The sequence below is a fragment of the Candidatus Kurthia intestinigallinarum genome (assembly GCF_003991225.1).
Classification (GTDB): domain Bacteria; phylum Bacillota; class Bacilli; order Bacillales_A; family Planococcaceae; genus Kurthia; species Kurthia populi.
On the sequence record NZ_JTFC01000007.1, the window covers coordinates 1 to 17,352 of the forward strand.

At 36.3% G+C, this 17,352-nt stretch carries 17 protein-coding genes and 1 other annotated feature; of the genes, 12 read left to right on the forward strand and 5 right to left on the reverse strand.

Annotated features, from left to right (window positions below; translation table 11 throughout):
- A partial coding sequence (locus QI30_RS01550; RefSeq protein ID WP_148113845.1) for a transposase occupies nucleotides 1–145 on the forward strand: 145 nt, incomplete at its 5' end.
- A 118-nt stretch (nucleotides 146–263) separates the two neighbouring features.
- Here the strand turns inward: QI30_RS01550 and QI30_RS01555 are convergent.
- Nucleotides 264–2,735, reverse strand: a complete 2,472-nt coding sequence (locus tag QI30_RS01555) for a transglycosylase domain-containing protein (RefSeq protein ID WP_126989194.1) — start codon at nucleotides 2,733–2,735, stop codon at nucleotides 264–266.
- Between the two features lie 311 nt (nucleotides 2,736–3,046).
- Nucleotides 3,047–3,236 (forward strand) — a binding site (T-box leader).
- A 121-nt stretch (nucleotides 3,237–3,357) separates the two neighbouring features.
- Here QI30_RS01555 and tyrS point away from each other — a divergent pair.
- Nucleotides 3,358–4,626, forward strand: coding sequence for a tyrosine--tRNA ligase (gene tyrS / locus QI30_RS01560; protein WP_126989195.1), 1,269 nt, complete (start codon nucleotides 3,358–3,360; stop codon nucleotides 4,624–4,626).
- A 43-nt stretch (nucleotides 4,627–4,669) separates the two neighbouring features.
- Here the strand turns inward: tyrS and QI30_RS01565 are convergent, their stop codons facing one another.
- A complete protein-coding gene (locus QI30_RS01565) occupies nucleotides 4,670–4,906 on the reverse strand; it encodes a glutaredoxin family protein (RefSeq protein WP_126989196.1) in 237 nt (78 codons plus the stop codon).
- A gap of 70 nt (nucleotides 4,907–4,976) precedes the next feature.
- On the opposite strand from QI30_RS01565, the gene QI30_RS01570 reads away from it, so the two are divergent.
- Complete coding sequence (locus QI30_RS01570) at nucleotides 4,977–5,297, forward strand: rhodanese-like domain-containing protein (protein WP_126989197.1); 321 nt, start codon at nucleotides 4,977–4,979, stop codon at nucleotides 5,295–5,297.
- Nucleotides 5,294–5,890: a YIP1 family protein gene (locus tag QI30_RS01575; RefSeq protein ID WP_126989198.1), complete on the forward strand. Its 597-nt coding sequence runs from the start codon at nucleotides 5,294–5,296 to the stop codon at nucleotides 5,888–5,890. Before QI30_RS01570 ends, QI30_RS01575 begins: the two co-directional genes overlap by 4 nt.
- A 52-nt stretch (nucleotides 5,891–5,942) precedes the next feature.
- Here QI30_RS01575 and rpsD read toward each other — a convergent pair whose 3' ends face one another.
- The 3 genes from rpsD to hisJ form a co-directional block, all read right to left on the reverse strand.
- Nucleotides 5,943–6,545 (reverse strand): 30S ribosomal protein S4, encoded by a 603-nt coding sequence (rpsD, locus tag QI30_RS01580; RefSeq protein WP_126989199.1) that lies wholly within the window; start codon nucleotides 6,543–6,545, stop codon nucleotides 5,943–5,945.
- 247 nt (nucleotides 6,546–6,792) lie between these two features.
- Nucleotides 6,793–7,272: a GAF domain-containing protein gene (locus tag QI30_RS01585; RefSeq protein WP_126989200.1), complete on the reverse strand. Its 480-nt coding sequence runs from the start codon at nucleotides 7,270–7,272 to the stop codon at nucleotides 6,793–6,795.
- Between the two features lie 14 nt (nucleotides 7,273–7,286).
- Entirely contained in the window at nucleotides 7,287–8,078 is a 792-nt protein-coding gene (gene hisJ / locus QI30_RS01590) for a histidinol-phosphatase HisJ (RefSeq protein WP_126989201.1), read from the reverse strand.
- Between the two features lie 135 nt (nucleotides 8,079–8,213).
- Between hisJ and QI30_RS01595 the strand changes: the two genes are divergently transcribed.
- The 8 genes from QI30_RS01595 to tpx all read left to right on the forward strand — a co-directional run bounded on the left by QI30_RS01595 (nucleotide 8,214) and on the right by tpx (nucleotide 17,315).
- Nucleotides 8,214–9,914 carry a septation ring formation regulator EzrA gene (locus tag QI30_RS01595; protein ID WP_126989202.1) on the forward strand — a complete coding sequence of 567 codons (1,701 nt, stop codon included), beginning with the start codon at nucleotides 8,214–8,216 and terminating at the stop codon, nucleotides 9,912–9,914.
- A gap of 141 nt (nucleotides 9,915–10,055) precedes the next feature.
- Nucleotides 10,056–11,213 carry a cysteine desulfurase family protein gene (locus tag QI30_RS01600; protein ID WP_126989203.1) on the forward strand — a complete coding sequence of 386 codons (1,158 nt, stop codon included), beginning with the start codon at nucleotides 10,056–10,058 and terminating at the stop codon, nucleotides 11,211–11,213.
- Nucleotides 11,200–12,405: a tRNA uracil 4-sulfurtransferase ThiI gene (gene thiI / locus QI30_RS01605; protein ID WP_126989204.1), complete on the forward strand. Its 1,206-nt coding sequence runs from the start codon at nucleotides 11,200–11,202 to the stop codon at nucleotides 12,403–12,405. The genes QI30_RS01600 and thiI overlap by 14 nt, the downstream gene beginning before the upstream one ends.
- 217 nt (nucleotides 12,406–12,622) lie before the next feature.
- Nucleotides 12,623–14,194 carry an acyl-CoA synthetase MbcS gene (mbcS, locus tag QI30_RS01610; protein WP_126989205.1) on the forward strand — a complete coding sequence of 524 codons (1,572 nt, stop codon included), beginning with the start codon at nucleotides 12,623–12,625 and terminating at the stop codon, nucleotides 14,192–14,194.
- A gap of 116 nt (nucleotides 14,195–14,310) precedes the next feature.
- Nucleotides 14,311–15,204 carry an EamA family transporter RarD gene (rarD, locus tag QI30_RS01615; protein WP_126989206.1) on the forward strand — a complete coding sequence of 298 codons (894 nt, stop codon included), beginning with the start codon at nucleotides 14,311–14,313 and terminating at the stop codon, nucleotides 15,202–15,204.
- A 20-nt stretch (nucleotides 15,205–15,224) separates the two neighbouring features.
- Nucleotides 15,225–16,247 (forward strand): signal peptide peptidase SppA, encoded by a 1,023-nt coding sequence (gene sppA, locus QI30_RS01620; RefSeq protein WP_126989207.1) that lies wholly within the window; start codon nucleotides 15,225–15,227, stop codon nucleotides 16,245–16,247.
- Nucleotides 16,248–16,258: 11 nt separating this feature from the next.
- A complete protein-coding gene (locus tag QI30_RS01625; RefSeq protein WP_126989208.1) occupies nucleotides 16,259–16,777 on the forward strand; it encodes an RDD family protein in 519 nt (172 codons plus the stop codon).
- Nucleotides 16,778–16,814: 37 nt separating this feature from the next.
- Nucleotides 16,815–17,315, forward strand: coding sequence for a thiol peroxidase (gene tpx / locus QI30_RS01630; RefSeq protein WP_126989209.1), 501 nt, complete (start codon nucleotides 16,815–16,817; stop codon nucleotides 17,313–17,315).
- Nucleotides 17,316–17,352 lie beyond the last annotated feature (37 nt).

Sequence of the window (17,352 nt, forward strand, 5' to 3'; positions counted from 1 at the left end):
TGACGTAGAACCAGTTTTTGGATTTCTGAAGGCTAATTTAGGTTTCACTCGATTCTCCGTCCGAGGAAAATCGAAAGTAAAAAATGAAATTGGCCTCGCATTAATGGCGACAAACTTAAGAAAATACGCAATAAGGGAATGGTAATTCCCAATTTGCGCATAAAAATAGAGAAGGTGATGTCAAATTCGACATCACCTTCTCTATTAAAGACTGGAATTTTTACTTATGTCCCAGCCTCTTTCATTAAATGAGCTTCCCATTATTAGAAGCCGTTATCGGTTTGTGTTGTGCCTGTAGAATTTGTTGTTCCAGAAGACGTAGTACCGTTCGTATCAGTAGTACCGTTTGTACCAGTAGTACCGTTTGTACCAGTAGTATCGTTTGTACCAGTAGTATTTGTTTCTTCGCTTTCTTTTTTAGGTCCATTTAAGGCCTCTGGATTGCCACCGAAAGGCTGTAAAATACTTGTTGGTGAGTACGTATTTAATGATAGGTTTGCATTTACAAGATCGCTTGAGCAACTATAACCTTGAATTGAACAAGTTGAACGTGTTACGACATCTGATGGACGACTGAAATAGTCGCCATTAGCCGTTGCTAGATCTGGATTTGTATCGTAGATTGAGTTCATCAATTGACCCCATAGGCGGTTTACACGTTCAGATGGTTTACCGTAATAGCCTGAACCATAATCTAATGTTTTAGGCATATCATAGCCTAACCAAACTCCTAATGAAATGTCTTTGTTATAACCCATAAACCATACATCGTTATAGTTTTGTGTTGTACCAGTTTTAGCTGCAAAGTCCGCATTGAACTTTAATGTGCCATTTGCTTTTTTACCTGTTCCAGAATCTAAAACATCTCGTAGCATATCATTAATAATATAAGATGTAGCTTGGGAGAATACTTTTTTAGATTTTGATTTATGTTTATAGATTGTTTTGCCATCCTTGTCAACAATTTTAGTAATCATATAAGCATCAACATATTTACCACCATTAGCAAACGTTGCAAATGCATTGGTGTTTTCCTCTACAGTAGAACCAACTTGCAAGCCACCCAGTGCAGCAGAATAAGTTGTACGGTCTGTTTCTGTGATGTATTCAAAACCTAGTTTATCTAAGTAATTCATAGGTTTATTAGCAAAGTTTAAACCATATAAACGTACAGCGGGTAAGTTTAATGAGTTTTTCAATGCGTAACGTGCAGAAACAATCCCTTTTGGTGTAGCACCGCCATAGTTTTCAAGAGGCTTAGCAGTTGACCAACCATGAGATGTTACTTCAACATCTGGCAGGGCACTACCGGCGCTAATAATTCCTTTTTCAATTGCTGGTCCATAAACAAGCAATGGTTTAATAGTAGAACCAGGCTGACGCTTAGACGATGTTGCATGATTTAAATTTTCTAAATCATAGTCGCGACCACCAATGAAACTTTTGATTTTACCAGTAGAATTTTCAATTGCCATTGCACCTACTTGCACAGGGGCCTCAACTGTTTTTGTTTCGCCGGTTTCTTTATCGGTTGTTTGTGTTGATAATGTTGTGCCATAACTTGAGAAATTCGTTTTAACATTATTCATCGCATCATACATCTTTTTATCAACAGTCGAATAAATTTTATAACCTTTTGTACGTAATTCACGGTCAGCTAAAATTTCATATTTTTCACGAAGGCGTGCTTCTTCATCAAGACGATTTGTATCAATACCATCTTTTTTTGCAAGGATTTTAGCCATTTCTTCTGTTGCACGTTTTTCAATTTCAGTTGTTACATAAGGGTATTTTTCCGTTGCGCGAGGTTCGCGTTCACGGAAATCTTTTTTTATGTTATATTTTAATGCTTTTTTATATTGTTTTGTTGTGATTTTATCAGTTTCATGCATACGATATAACACAGTTTTCATACGGTTAATACCAATTTTTAATTGCTTATTATCTTTTAAAGCACCTGATTGCGTATAAGGTGTATAAGCATATGGAGATTGCGGAATACCAGCAATATATGCAGCTTGTGCTAGGTTTAAATCTTTTGCTTTGACGTTAAAAATACCTTCTGCTGCCGTCTCGACCCCAGCGATGTTTGTGCCCGTAGAGTTACGACCATAAGGGATAACATTTAAGTAGGCCTCTAAAATTTCATCTTTTGTCATGAATTTTTCCAAACGCTTTGCAAGTAATAATTCTTTTGCTTTACGTTCGTAAGATACTTCATTCGTTAAGATTTGGTTTTTAATTAATTGCTGTGTTAGCGTAGAACCCCCTGTTTGAGAGTCTGAATTTGAAATATCTTGGAATAAACCACGTAATACCGCTTTTGGCACGATACCATCGTGATTTTCAAAGTTTTCATCCTCAGTTGCGATTACAGCATTAATAAGATCTGGTGATACTTTATTTAGTGTAATTTCTGTACGTTCCAAATCTGTACGCATTTTCCCTAAGTATTGATTGCCCGCAAAGTATAGTTTACTCGTTTCTTCATAATTGTGAACGGTAGAAACCATTTCTTGTTTTGAAACAAGTGGTTCTTCTTTTACGAGTGAGGCAAAATAACCTGCGCCAATCGACCCGACAAATACGATACCAAGAGCGATGATAAGAGCGAATAGTAGCAGAAGATTTCGCACAACGCTTGTCGTAATACGGAAATATTTCATCCAAGTTTTATTCGATAATTCATCGATTCGTGCATCAAATTGGTCGACCCATTGTTTGATTTTATTCACTCACATGACGTTGCAAAAAGCTCACCAAGGCGTGATGTTGCTACTTTCTGAACGCCTTCCTCCTTTATGTTCTAAATTAAGGGACTACATTAGTGCAACGGCTAATATAGTTTTGAATGTTGTTGTCAAAATGTATTATGTATCATTTACTGATTCATACACTACATCTTACCCTAATACGTCATTAATATGCCACTCAAAATAATTGGCACCTATTAGTGTTTTATTTCACTAAAATCTCGTCTATTATACCATATTCACGTTCTTTTATTGACAATTGATTTTGGAACAGTGATAATAGCCTATATATGATTCGAACGGTGATGAATGCGAAGTAATCAGTGGATTCCCTGTATAGAGAGCTAGCGGTTGGTGGAAGCTAGTCATAATGCATTGATGAATTACACATTCTGAGGGAGACGTATACGCTGCGATAAGGCGAAAAGAAGCGGGAGATTTTTTATCTCCAAGCCGGGTGGTACCGCGTTATACGTCCCTAACGTCCCTGCATCAATTTTTATTGATGGCAGGGACGTTTTTATTTTATACGTCATATAAAGAGGAACGGATCGTACGTAGTTTTGTTCCCAAAAAAGACGCTTAAATTTTAGGAGGAATAACAATGACAAACGCTTTAATTGAAGATTTAAAATGGCGCGGCCTATTGTACCAACAAACAGACGAGGAAGGTATGGCAAAGTTATTAGACGATGAAAAAGTAGCATTATATGTTGGCGTAGACCCAACAGCGGATTCTATGCATATCGGTCATATTGTGCCAATGTTAACACTACGTCGTTTTCAACAAGCAGGGCACCAACCAATTCTTTTAGTTGGTGGAGCTACGGGTATGATTGGAGATCCTTCAGGTCGTTCAACGGAACGTAACCTTTTAACTGGAGAACAAATTGAACATAATGTGAATTGTATTAAAGGTCAACTTGGACGCATTTTTGATTTTAATAATGAAGCAAACGGCGCGCAATTAGTAAATAATTACGACTGGTTTGGTAATATGACAACAATCGAATTTTTACGCGATTTCGGTAAATTGATTAACATCAATTACATGCTTGGTAAAGATACCATTTCTTCTCGTTTAGAATCAGGTCTATCATTCACAGAATTCACATACACATTAATTCAAGGTATGGACTTCAATCATTTATATAATCACCACAATGTACGTATTCAAGTAGGAGGTTCAGATCAATGGGGTAACATTACCACTGGTCTTGAAGTTATTCGTAAAACACATGATGAAGAAGCAAAAGCATATGGCTTCACAATTCCACTAGTAACAAAAGCTGATGGTACAAAATTCGGTAAAACAGCAGGTGGCGCAGTGTGGTTAGATGCAGAAAAAACATCTCCATATGAATTCTACCAGTTCTGGTTAAATACGGGCGATGCTGATGTTGTAAAATACTTGAAAATTTTCACATTCTTATCTCGTGAAACGATTGAAGCATTAGAAGAAAAAGTAGCAACAGAAGCACATTTACGTGAAGCGCAAAAAACATTAGCATCTGAAATGACAAAATTAATTCACGGCGAAGAAGGTTTAGAGCAAGCACTTAAAATTACAGCTGCTTTATTCTCAGGTGATTTAAAAGCATTATCAGTAGAAGAAATGAAAGTAGCATTTTCAGGGGTTCCTTCAGTAGAAGTAGCAAAAGAAGATGCTAATATTGTTGATTTATTAGTAGAAGCAAAAATTTCATCATCAAAACGTCAAGCACGTGAAGATGTAACAAATGGTGCAATTTCTGTGAATGGTGAGAAAGTAAAAGAATTAGACTATACAGTTGATACAAAAGACCGTTTAGAAGATGCCTTTACAATTATTCGTCGTGGCAAGAAAAAATACTTTATGGTGAAATTTGCATAACTAAAAAAAGAGTTTCTCTCTAACTAATGGGAGAAACTCTTTTTTATTTGCTAAGATGCTGAATAATTTTAGTTGCTTGATTAGGATCATAACCTAAAATCCAGTGCCCTTCAAGAAGTGTTTGAGGTGCCCCTAAACGTCCTGTTTGCGCCATTAAATATTGAGAAATTTCAGGTCCATCAATTAAAATTGTTTCAAATTCAATTTGTTGTTCCAGTAAAAATTTTTTCATTAATGTACAGTAACCACAGTTGGGCGTCGAATAAATAGTTGCTTTCATTTCATCACATGTCCTTTCATGTTAAGCTAACTATAGCGAATATTTTTAAAATACTCAAGGGAGGTACAGTATGCAACATATTACAGCAGAAAAAGTACAACACTTGCTAGAAGAAGGAGAAACCTTGCATGTAGTTGATGTTAGGGAGGATTTTGAAGTAGCACATGGGATGATTCCGGAAGCTATTCATATACCTCTAGGAGAGTTACCATATCGTATATCAGAGCTTGACCAAAGAGTTCCGTATATTTTTGTTTGCAAAGCAGGTGTACGTAGCTATAATGCAGCTACATATATGGAAAGTATGGGGTTCGAAACGACAAATTTAAGTGATGGTATGCTTGGCTGGTTAGGTCCATTAACATTACTAGAAGTGGAGGGAAATAAATGAATTTAGAATTATTCAAGTTAGCTTGGAAAAGTCCCAGAGAAGCAGTTCATTATGTAAATAAAAATAATTTCTCAAAATATTGGTTTGTACTATTTTTAGCAGGTTTTGGTAATGTTATTTTTAGTAATATTGACGACAAAACATTTGAAATTACTTGGTTACAAGTATTAGTGTCAGTCATTTTAGCCATTCCAAGTGTCTGGCTAGGCGCGATTATTGCCGGTTTCTTTACTCACTTTATTGCAAAGTGGTTTTTCAAAGGAACAGGGACATTTAAAGAAATGCGAAAAGGTTATTATGTATCGCTTTTACCTTATGTCATTGCTACACCAGTAGCATTGATTTATGTGATTTTATCAAAAGTAGCAGCGTTTAACTTAGAATATTTTGTTTTATTTATGAGTTTATTAATTGTTGTTATTGGGATTGTGACACTCGTCTTAGAAGTTATTGTTATTTCAGAGGTAGAAAAATTATCTATTGGACGTTCAATCGGTGTTATTATCGTTATGATTATTTTTGGTATTATTCTAGTTTTCTTCATTGTATTTATCGTTGCGAGTATTTTACTGTTAATTGGTTTTGGGTCGTAATAAATAAAAAAAGCAGATTGCCTTTTGGCAATCTGCTTTTTTAAATACGCTACTAGCGAGAGTAGAACTCTACAATGTACGCTTCGTTGATTTCAGAAGATAATTCAGAACGTTCTGGTAAACGTACGAAAGTACCTTCTTTTTTGTCAGCGTCGAAAGTTAAGTATTCAGGAACGAATGTGTTAACTTCGATAGCTTCGTTTACAGCAGTAAGGTTAAGAGATTTTTCACGAAGAGAAATAACTTGACCTGGTTTTACGCTGTAAGATGGGATATCAACGCGTTTACCATCAACTGTTACGTGGCCATGGTTTACTAATTGGCGAGCTGCACGACGAGTGCGAGCTAAACCTAAACGGTAAACTAAGTTGTCAAGGCGAGTTTCAAGTAAGATCATGAAGTTTTCACCGTGTACACCTTGTTGTTTGCCAGCTTTAACGAATACGTTGTGGAATTGACGTTCAGTCATACCATACATGTGGCGTAATTTTTGTTTTTCTTGTAATTGTAAACCGTACTCAGAGATTTTTTTGCGTTGAGTAGGGCCGTGTTGACCTGGAGCGTATGGACGTTTTTCGATTTCTTTACCAGTACCGCTTAAAGAAATGCCTAAACGACGAGATAGTTTCCAAGATGGACCTGTATATCGAGACATTTAAAGTCCCTCCTATGATTTTTATTTGGTATAAAACAAAAATCAGTCGTATTTAGTTATAACTGACATTTTGCTTTCATGTATGTTCGTTCATGCAGCCGACGAATTACTTATACACCATCTAGTTAAAAACTAGAGGAACAAACTGAACAGCTATACCATACAACCGCTGCGTTTATTTTACACAAGAGCTATTGTACGGGAAGAGATAGTATAAAGTCAAGCGTAAAACAAAAGATGCTATATACTATAAGTATTTTTCAAGTGTGCGAGCAAATAACTCAATGCCTTCTTTATCTATTTCTGAAAAACGAGAAACTGTAGGGCTATCAATATCTAATACACCGTATAAAGAGCCATTTTTAGAAAGCGGAACGACGACTTCAGAATTCGTAGCGGCATCACAGGCGATATGACCAGGGAAGTCATGTACATCTGTTACTAGCTGTGTTTCCATTGTTTTTGCGGCTGTACCACAAACACCTCGTCCAATTGCGATGTGTACACAAGCAGGCAAGCCTTGGAACGGACCAAGTAATAATTCGTCTTCTTTATAAAGGTAGAAACCACACCAGTTGACATCGTCTAAAAACTGATTAAGTAATGCAGAAGCATTGCTTAAAATAGCGATTTGATCTTTTTCTCCTTCTAATAGTGCGGATAATTGTTTTGATAATAGTGTATATTGGGCAATTAAATCGCCATCGTATGCTTTTTTTTCGAACATAATTGTTCCTCCAATTATTTTATAATGTCAGTATAATATTTGTGTAAATCTGCTACTTGATGCGCATCGGAGCCAAATATCAGTGGTAAGCCAATATTTTTTGCGTAAGTAATATATGGTTTAGGTGGATAGGGTTCTTTACAATATTTCTTAGAAAGGCCGGCACTATTCACATCCAATTCATAGCCATCTTCAAGCATCGTATCTAAAATATGATGTATATGTGCCTCATCATTAATTGTTTGGCCATGTGCGAGTTGGAATTTATGAATAAGTGTAGGGTGACCGATTCTTTTTGGTTTAAAGCGTCCTAGATCCGCTTTAATCGATTGCATAACTGTATCGTAATACAATTTATAAACTGCAGCAACAGAACCTACCTCAGCTGCAAAGTTATTAAATACTTCAGTTGAAAAATCGATACACGTGTACTGTCCTTGATGTTTTAAAAAATGAACGGATAAGATAGCATCATCAAATAGATAGCCAAATTCATTTAAAAAATCGGTTGTTTGTTTTTCGAATCCGACTATGTAATCTAACTCTACTCCTAAACGAATTTTAATTTTATTTGCATAATCCGTTTGAAGTTTTTGAATTTCGGAAACGTATTGATAAAAGGCTTTTTGCGTCATAAAGCTATCCTGATCAGGTGTGGGGTCGATAAATCCATTTGGAATGGGTGCATGCTCAGTAAAAGTAATATCACCGAATCCTTCGTTAATTGCTTTTTCAATATAGCTAATTAGTGTATCAGTTGAACCGTGTGGGCAATATGGTGAGTGAATATGGCCATCTCGTTTCATAGAATTCCCTCCAATTTAGTGGAAAAATGATGAAAATGTATAGAAATCGATAAACAAAAGTAATAAAAACATGGTACTATTAAACATAATATAGAATAAGAAAAGTAAATAGTACAAGGACAAGGGGGACTTACGATGATCAAATACATTATTCCAATCATCATCGTACTAATCGTAATTATAGCAGTCATCTTTGTTTTTCGTAACAAGCATCTAACAGAGATGCGCCGACTGCAAGCGCTAAAAGATGATCTTCAGAAAAAACCAGTACAAGAAGAGCTAGCGAAAGTCAAAGGCTTAAATATGAACGGTCAAACAGAAGCAATGTTTGAGAGCTGGAAAAACAAGTGGGAAAATTTAGATGATCAAGAGTTCCCTAAAATCGACAACTTGTTACATGCATTACGTGGTAATGTTGATCGTTTCCAATTTGGGAAAGCAACGATTGTAGAACAAGAAATTGAATCACATATTCATGGGGCAGATAAAATAATTGATCAAATTTTAGAAGAGTTAGATCATTTATTAAACAGCGAAAAACAAAGTAGCATTGAAATTGAACAACTTCAAGAGCAATATAAAACATCAAGAAAAACGCTACTAGCACATCAGTATTCATTTGGACCAGCGGCACGTCCCCTTGAAGAACGTCTAGAATTATTTAATCCACAATTTGAAGATTATCACCAGTTAACAGATGCCGGAGATTATTTGAAGGCACGTGAAATTGTGGAACATTTGAATCGTGAAGGGCAAGAAATTTTTAAATTAATTTCAACAATTCCAGGGTTACTTAGAGAAATCCAAAAACAAATTCCATCAGATTTACAGGAATTGCGTTTAGGTCATAATGAAATGGAAGAGACAGGGTTCTTTCTTAAGCATTTGGAAATTTTAGAATGGATTCAAGCGACCGAGCTAGAATTAACAGAGCTAAAAGATAAAATTGCGGAGTTAGATATTGGTACGGCAGAGCTTCGCGTTCAAGAAATTCGTGAAGACATCGAACATTATTTTGATTGTCTCGAAGCAGAATATAACTCGAAAAAATATGTTGATCAGTATGTAACACCTGTAGGTACACGTTTACATGAAGTGCTATCGTACACATTAGCTACTGCTCGTGAAACAGAAGAAGTGCAAAAGGGCTATCATTTAACGGGTGACGAAATTGCGACACCATTGAATTGTAAGCAAGAACTTGTAACCGTACAACAGCGCTATGAGACAATTGTACATGAATTAGAGGAGCATCAAGCGGCTTATACAATGGTAGAAGGCGAACTAAAAGAAATTGCAAATGATGCAGAGCGTATTTTTGAAGAGCAAGATGCATTTTCGGATCGTTTAAAAAATTTACGTATTGACGAAAATAATGCGTCTGATACGTTGAAGCAATTAACCGCAACACTGCGAGAGACGGAACGTCGATTACATAAGGCAAATATTCCAGGTATTCCAGATGACATCGAGTCTCGTTTGTCAGAAGCAGATGAACAATTGTTTGTTGCAGATCAAAAATTGAAAGCTGTACCACTTGATATGCCAGAAGTTTTTGAAGCAGTAAAAACTGCAGAATTAGCTGTTACAGAAACGACAAAGCATGTAGATAGCATGATTGAAGATGTGAAGTTAGTAGAGCTACTGATTCAATATGGTAATCGCTACCGTACAACAAAGCCTGGTATGAATGACAGCCTAGTTGAAGCAGAGGATGCATTCAATAATATGCGTTATTCAAAGGCGCTTGAAATTGTTGCAAAAGCGGTTGAGAAAGCAGAACCAGGGGCGCTTAAAAAGATGGAAGAGTTAGTTGATGAAGTATTAAGTAAATAACCATTAATTAGTGCATCAGAATAAAAAATATCTGATGCACTTTTTTTATTGGTTCAAATTCCTGTTAAAGCACATTTTTTGTTATATAATATGTACTTAGCAAAAGACATATGTTTTTGTTAGAAGGAAGGAATTGACACAATGATTTATCTTGATCACAGTGCAACAACGAAGCCAAGTGCTGATGTCATGAAAGCATTCGTACAGGCAAATGAACGCTATTATGCCAATCCTGCGTCTCTTCATGAAATGGGCGTTGAAGTGAATATATTACTAAATCGTTCTCGTGAACAAATAGCAGGGCTTATTCATACAGAACCTGAACATGTTATTTTTACATCAGGTGGCTCAGAATCAAATAATTTTTTAATTAAGGGAATTGCACGCGCAAATACACATCGCGGAAAACATATTATCGTTTCAAGTATCGAGCATGCTTCTGTTTTAGAAACAGCTCGTGCATTAGAAAAAGAAGGATTTCATGTTGATTATGTTGATGTCGATAAGCACGGTATTGTTGATCTAAATAATTTAAAAGCAAAATTAACAAAAGATACAGTTGTCGTAAGTATTATGCATGTTAATAATGAGATAGGTGCTATTCAACCAATTGAAGAAATTGCAAAAATTGTTCATGAGGGCAGTCGTGCATTTTATCATGTAGATGCTGTACAAAGCTTTGGTAAATTGCCAGTTTACTTTAACGGTGAATTAGGTCCAGATGCGATTTCTGTTTCTGGCCATAAAATTAATGGGTTAAAAGGAACGGGGATTGCAGCACTTAGAAAACGTACAACAATCGAAGCAATTATTCACGGAGGAGGTCAAGAAATGGGCCTTCGTAGCGGTACGGTGGCTGTACCACAAGATGTTGCAATCGCAAAAGCAGCTCGTTTGGCGGAGCAGCATCGCACTGAAAATGTGCAACAGTATATAAAATGGCGCAATGCAATCCACACATTTTTAGATCCTATGGAAGATGTGTATGTGCTTTCTTCAAATGAAGGAGCACCGCATATCGTATCATGCTCAATTCGTGGTATTAAAGGTGAAGTAATTGTAAATGCAATGCAACGTCAAGGCGTGATTGTTTCAACTTCAAGCGCTTGTCACTCAAAAGACAATCAAATTAGCCATGTTGTACAAGCGGTCGGGGTTCCAGACGGATTTGCACGTGGTGTTATTCGTATAAGCTTTGGGCAAGGTTTAACAGACGCAGATATTGAAAAATTTAAAGAGGCATTTTCAAATGTCGTGAAACAAGTAAGAGGAGAGATTAAAACCCATGAAATGGCATGAGATTTTAGTACGTTACGGTGAAATTACGACGAAAGGGCGTAACCGTAATCAATTTATTAATCGTCTACGCGATAATTTAAAAAGCACGTTCAAAGATTTAGAAGGTATGAAAATTCGTTTAGAGCGAGATCGTCTGTATATTAACAGTCCATCAGATGACGATATGAATGCATTAATTGAACGCTTACCAGATGTGTTCGGTATTCAATCATTTAGCCCCGTAGCAGAATGTGCAACGGATTTAGAAGCAATGAAAGCATTAGGTAAAGAAATTGTTGCAGATTTAAACTATGAAGGAAAATCATTCAAAGTGAATGTGAAGCGCTCATATAAAAAATTTGAATTAGAAACATATGAATTAAATCGTGTAATCGCAAGCCATGTATTAAGTGAATTACCAGGTATGACTGTTGAAATGAAAAATCCAGATATCGAATTACGTGTAGAAGTACGTGAAGAAGCCACATATATGTCAGTAGATGTGATTCCTGGCGCTGCTGGCTTACCTGTAGGTTCAAATGGTAAAGCCTTATTACTATTATCTGGTGGTATTGATAGCCCAGTAGCAGCTTATTTAATGATGAAACGTGGCGTAACAGTAGAAGCGATTCACTTCTTTAGTCCACCGTTTACAAGTGATCAATCGTTAGGGAAAGTAAAAGAATTATCTCAAATTGTAAGTAAATTTGGGGGTAAAATTCGTTTGCATGTTATTCCTTTTACAGAAATTCAACAAACGATTCAACAAGCGGTACCTAAAAATGTCACAATGACTACAACACGCCGATTGATGATGCAAGTAGCAGATTTAGTACGGGAAGAGACAAAATGTAAAGCGCTTGTTACAGGTGAAAATTTAGGTCAAGTAGCTTCACAGACGTTGGATAGCTTAGCAGCGATTAACGCAGTAACAAATACACCGATTCTACGTCCATTGATTACGTATGATAAATTAGAGATTATCGATATTGCACAAAAAATTGGTACGTATGAAACGTCGATTATTCCATTTGAAGATTGCTGTACAGTATTTACGCCGGCGAATCCAAAAACAAAACCTCGTATAGAAAAAATGGAATACTACGAAAGCTTTACAGATTTTGATGAAATGATTGCAAAAGCGGTGCGTAATCGTGAAATACATGATTTCCCTAAGAAAGAAGTCAAAGCAGACTTTGATGATTTACTATAAGAAAAAAACTTTTCTGGAATCTCTCGAATTTTTTCGAGAGATTTTTGTGTTTTAAACAGAAAAAATATTCCTTTTTCGAGAAAATAAATGTAAAATATAAATGTATAAAAATTCCAATGGTTTTTATATGACAAATGTTAGTACAAGGTACTAATGTTTAGTGTTAGTATGTGGTTAATTGATAAACGAATCGAGTTATTTATTAGGGGGAGTTCATATGGAACAAAAAGATCTTATCGCACCACAACGCTATAATTTAGCGGAGGAAATTCGTCGATTTGCAACTGGGGAAAACCGTACGGCACTAATTTATGAAGATGAAGCGGGCAACAAAAATCAGATTTCATATGATGATTTAGTAAAACGCGCTAACAAGGTATCACATGCATTACAAGCACAGGGGTTACAAAAAGGTGATGTCATGCTTGTTATGGTACCAAGATTGATTCAGGCATATACAATTTACCTAGCTGCCATTCAAGCAGGCATTGTTGTAATTCCAAGCTCTGAAATGCTTCGTGCAAAAGACATTGATTATCGCATTACACATAGCCATGCAAAAGCAGTGGTTGCGTATGCGCCATTAATTGATGAGTTTGAATACGCTGAGCATGTGGAAGGCTTAAAAAAATTCACGATTGGTGAAGCAGAAGGATGGACAAATCTTTCAACGTTTGCCGATGACTTTAGCGAAGACTTTGATGTGGCAGACACAAATAGCAAAGATACAGTCTTTCTTTCTTACACAAGTGGAACAACTGGTAACCCTAAGGCAGCAGTTCACACACATTCATGGGCATACGCGCATTTACGTACAGCATCACGTGCGTGGTTAGGTGCCGAAGAAGGTCGTATTGTTTGGGCAACAGCAAGTCCAGGCTGGCAAAAATGGATTTGGAGCCCGTTTTTATCTGTATTAGGAACAGGTGCAATTGGCTTTATTTATAATGGTCATTTTGAGCCGAATAAATATTTACAACTACTACAAGATTATAAAGTCGAAGCATTATGCTGCACACCAACGGAATATCGTATTATGTCAAAAATCGAAAATTTAAGTGACTATGATTTAAGTCAGCTTCAAAGTGCTGTTTCAGCAGGTGAACCACTAAATATTGAAGTAGTAGATACATTCTTACGTGAATTTAATCTACTTGTACGTGATGGCTATGGTCAAACAGAAAATACATTACTAGTTGGAACAATGTTAGGTATGGAGCCTCGTCCGGGCTCAATGGGACGTCCGACTCCTGGGAATATTGTTGATATTATTAATGAAGACGGTGAACCATGTTTACCAGGCGTTGTTGGGAATATTGCTGTCCATAAAACGACACCAGCATTATTTAAAGAATACTTTGAAGACCCAGAGCGTACAGCTAAACAATATATCGGTGATTACTACATTACGGGTGACCGTGCACGTAAAGATGAGGATGGTTATTTCTGGTTTGAAGGTAGACGTGATGATATCATCATTAGTTCTGGTTATACGATTGGACCATTTGAAGTGGAAGATGCGCTTATAAAACACCCTTCTATCTCAGAATGTGCAGTTGTCGCAAGTCCACATGAATTACGTGGTGCGATTGTAAAAGCATTTGTTGTATTAAAAGATACAGCTCGCCGCGAAGACCCCACGTTTGTTAAAGAACTACAAAACTTTGTTAAAGAGCATACAGCACCATATAAATATCCTCGCGCTATTGAATTTTTAGATGAATTACCAAAGACAGCATCTGGTAAAATTCGTCGTATTGAATTGCGTGAAGCAGAATATCAAAAATAGTAACGACTAGAAAAGCAGGTTTGTGTTCTCTCACACATAAACCTGCTTTTTGCTATTTACTTTTGTGAAACCAACTCCCTATAATAAACACATTGATTTAAAAAGGGGATGCTTGAATGCAATATGATAAACAAGGAATGATTGCGGCATTTATTGCGTATGTTTTATGGGGGCTATTCCCACTGTATTGGAAAGCATTAACATATGTAGATAGTGCAGAAATTTTAGCGAGTCGCGTTATTTGGAGTTTTATTCTAACGCTTATTTTTGTTGTGATTTTACGAAAAGGCCATCAGTTAATTCGTGATGTGAAGGAGCTATGGCAGCATCAAAAAACATTTTGGACATTGGCTGTAGCAGCTTATTTAGTAACATTGAATTGGTTTTTATACATTTGGGCAGTCAATCATAATCACATTTTGGAAACAAGCCTAGGCTATTATTTAAACCCAATTGTTTCTATATTACTAGGCATCATTTTCTTAAAGGAGCGTTTAGCAAAAGCACAATTGGTTGGTGTCATAATAGCCGTTATTGGTGTTGCTATTATGATTATTAATTATGGTACGATCCCATATGTTTCATTTGGTTTGGCGCTATCATTTGGTTTTTATGGCTTATTGAAAAAGCGTATCCAATTAGATGCTACACGTGGTTTAGTTATTGAAACAGCATTTGTGTTACCTATCGCATTACTGTATTATGCTTATTTAGCAATTGAAGGAAAAATGTCATTTGGTATGGTAGACTTAAATACAACTGTACTTTTAATTGGCGGAGGCGCTGTAACAGCTATTCCACTTATTTTATTTGCAGTGGGTGCGCAAAAAATCCCGCTTTATCTTGTTGGGTTTATTCAATATGTCGCACCTACCATGACGTTGTTATTAGGCGTCTTTGTATATGGTGAATCATTTGGTTCTGTAGAGATGCTGTCATTTGGCTTTATATGGCTAGCATTAATTATTTTCTCTGTATCAACAATTGTAGAGGTACGGAAGCATCATTAATTGAGAGGGGTTTATTGAATATGAATGCAAAACGTTGGTGGGCAATCGGGATTGCAATTTTCCTATTTGTTGCTTCAACTGGTATTACAGCGATGAAATCACTTATGGCTCAAGATTTTAGTGGGCAGTTGACATCATTGTTAGATGAATCAGAAGAGGAAACATTATTTGAAGAAAAAACAGTAGCATCGGGTAATTTAGATTCTCGTATTGCTATATTAACAGTAGACGGTACAATTCAAGATACAGGAGATTCTGCATCTCTTTTATCTTCAGAAACATATAACCATCAAGCATTTTTAGAGCAACTTCAACAAGTGAAAGATGACGAAACTGTAAAAGGTATTATTTTAAAGGTTAATTCACCAGGTGGTGGAGTCATCGAATCAAAGCAAATTTATGAAGCAATTAAAGCAATTCAAAAAGATCGTAAAATCCCTGTGTATTCTTCAATGGGCTCAATGGCTGCGTCTGGCGGTTATTATATTTCAGCACCTGCAGATAAAATCTTTGCAGATGAAGAAACAATGACCGGTTCAATTGGAGTTATTATGCAAGGTGTTAATTATTCAAAATTAGCCGAAAAATATGGTATTGAATTTGAAACAATTAAAACAGGTCCATATAAAGATATTATGAGTGGCTCACGTGAAATGACAAAGGATGAGCGTAAAATTTTACAAGATATGGTCAATGAATCATACAACCGTTTCTTAAATGTCATTGCAGATGGCCGTGATATGTCAAAAGCAGATGTGAAAAAATTGGCAGACGGTCGTATTTATAGTGGTTCACAAGCTAAAAAAGTAGGTTTAGTAGATGAGTTAGGCTATGAGGAAGATGCGATTGCTTCAATGAAAAAAGACTATGATTTAAAAAATGCAGAAGTATTTGAATACACAGCGAGCTCAGATTGGACATCGATGTTTGCAGTGAAAGTAAACTCCATTTTATCAGGTTCAGCTGATTCGCAAATAATCGGGAAATTATTAGCAAACTACAACAGTGCACCACGTATGATGTACTTATATGGTGAAGAGTAGGAGGGCGAATCATGGAGCAAACTTACGATACAACCTATGAAGCGAAGGTAGCGGGGTTTTGGATTCGTTTTTGTGCATATCTTGTGGACATTTTAATTGTTTGGGCTGTGTTGAAACTATTAATCGTACACAATTTATTTAGTATCACAGGTCTTGATAGTGTCACAGTGTGGGTATTTCATTTAGAAGATATTGTAGCAGGTCTGTTATTTTATTTATATTTTGTCATCATGACAAAAATAAACGGTCAAACACTTGGAAAAATGATATTTGGGTTAAAGGTTGTTACGGATACAGGATTACCATTAACTTGGACGACTGTTATTGTACGAGAATGGTTTGGCCGCTATATTTCAGCCACGATTCAGCTACTTTATCTCATTGTGGCTATCACACCACAGCATAAAGCAGTGCATGATTATTTAGCTGATACGCATGTTGTTCATGAAAATACATTTAAATTAGTGAAAAAGAAGCAACTTCCTCCATTTACTGAAGTGAAAGAGTTGCAAGGTGAAGGGCAAGTTTAGTAAAATTGGGATAGATTATTTAGGAGGCGTTGTGAACATGGTACAAGTAACATTCGGTAATAACCCAGTCACTCTAGTTGGACAAGAAATTAAAGTAGGCGACAAAGCACCTGATTTTAAAGTGCTTGATAATGCGCGTGCTGAAAAAACATTAGCAGATTACGCAGGTAAAAAACTTTTAATTAGCGTAGTGCCTTCATTAGACACAGGCGTTTGTGATCAACAAACACGTAAATTTAACGAAGCTGCTAGTGAACTAGGTGAAGACTACAAAGTTTTAACAGTTTCTGTAGACCTACCATTCGCTCAAAAACGTTGGTGCGGTAATGCAGGCGTTGAAAACGTTGAAACATTATCAGACCATTATGCAGTATCATTTGGTGATGCATATGGCGTACACATGAAAGAACACCGCTTACTAGCTCGCTCAATCTTCGTAATTAACGAAGCAGGCGAAGTGACATATGTGGAATATGTATCTGAAGGTACAAACCACCCAGATTACGATAAAGCGTTAGAAGCATTAAAAGCACTTTAATCGTTATTACTTACGTTTTGAACGAGATGTCCTCTTG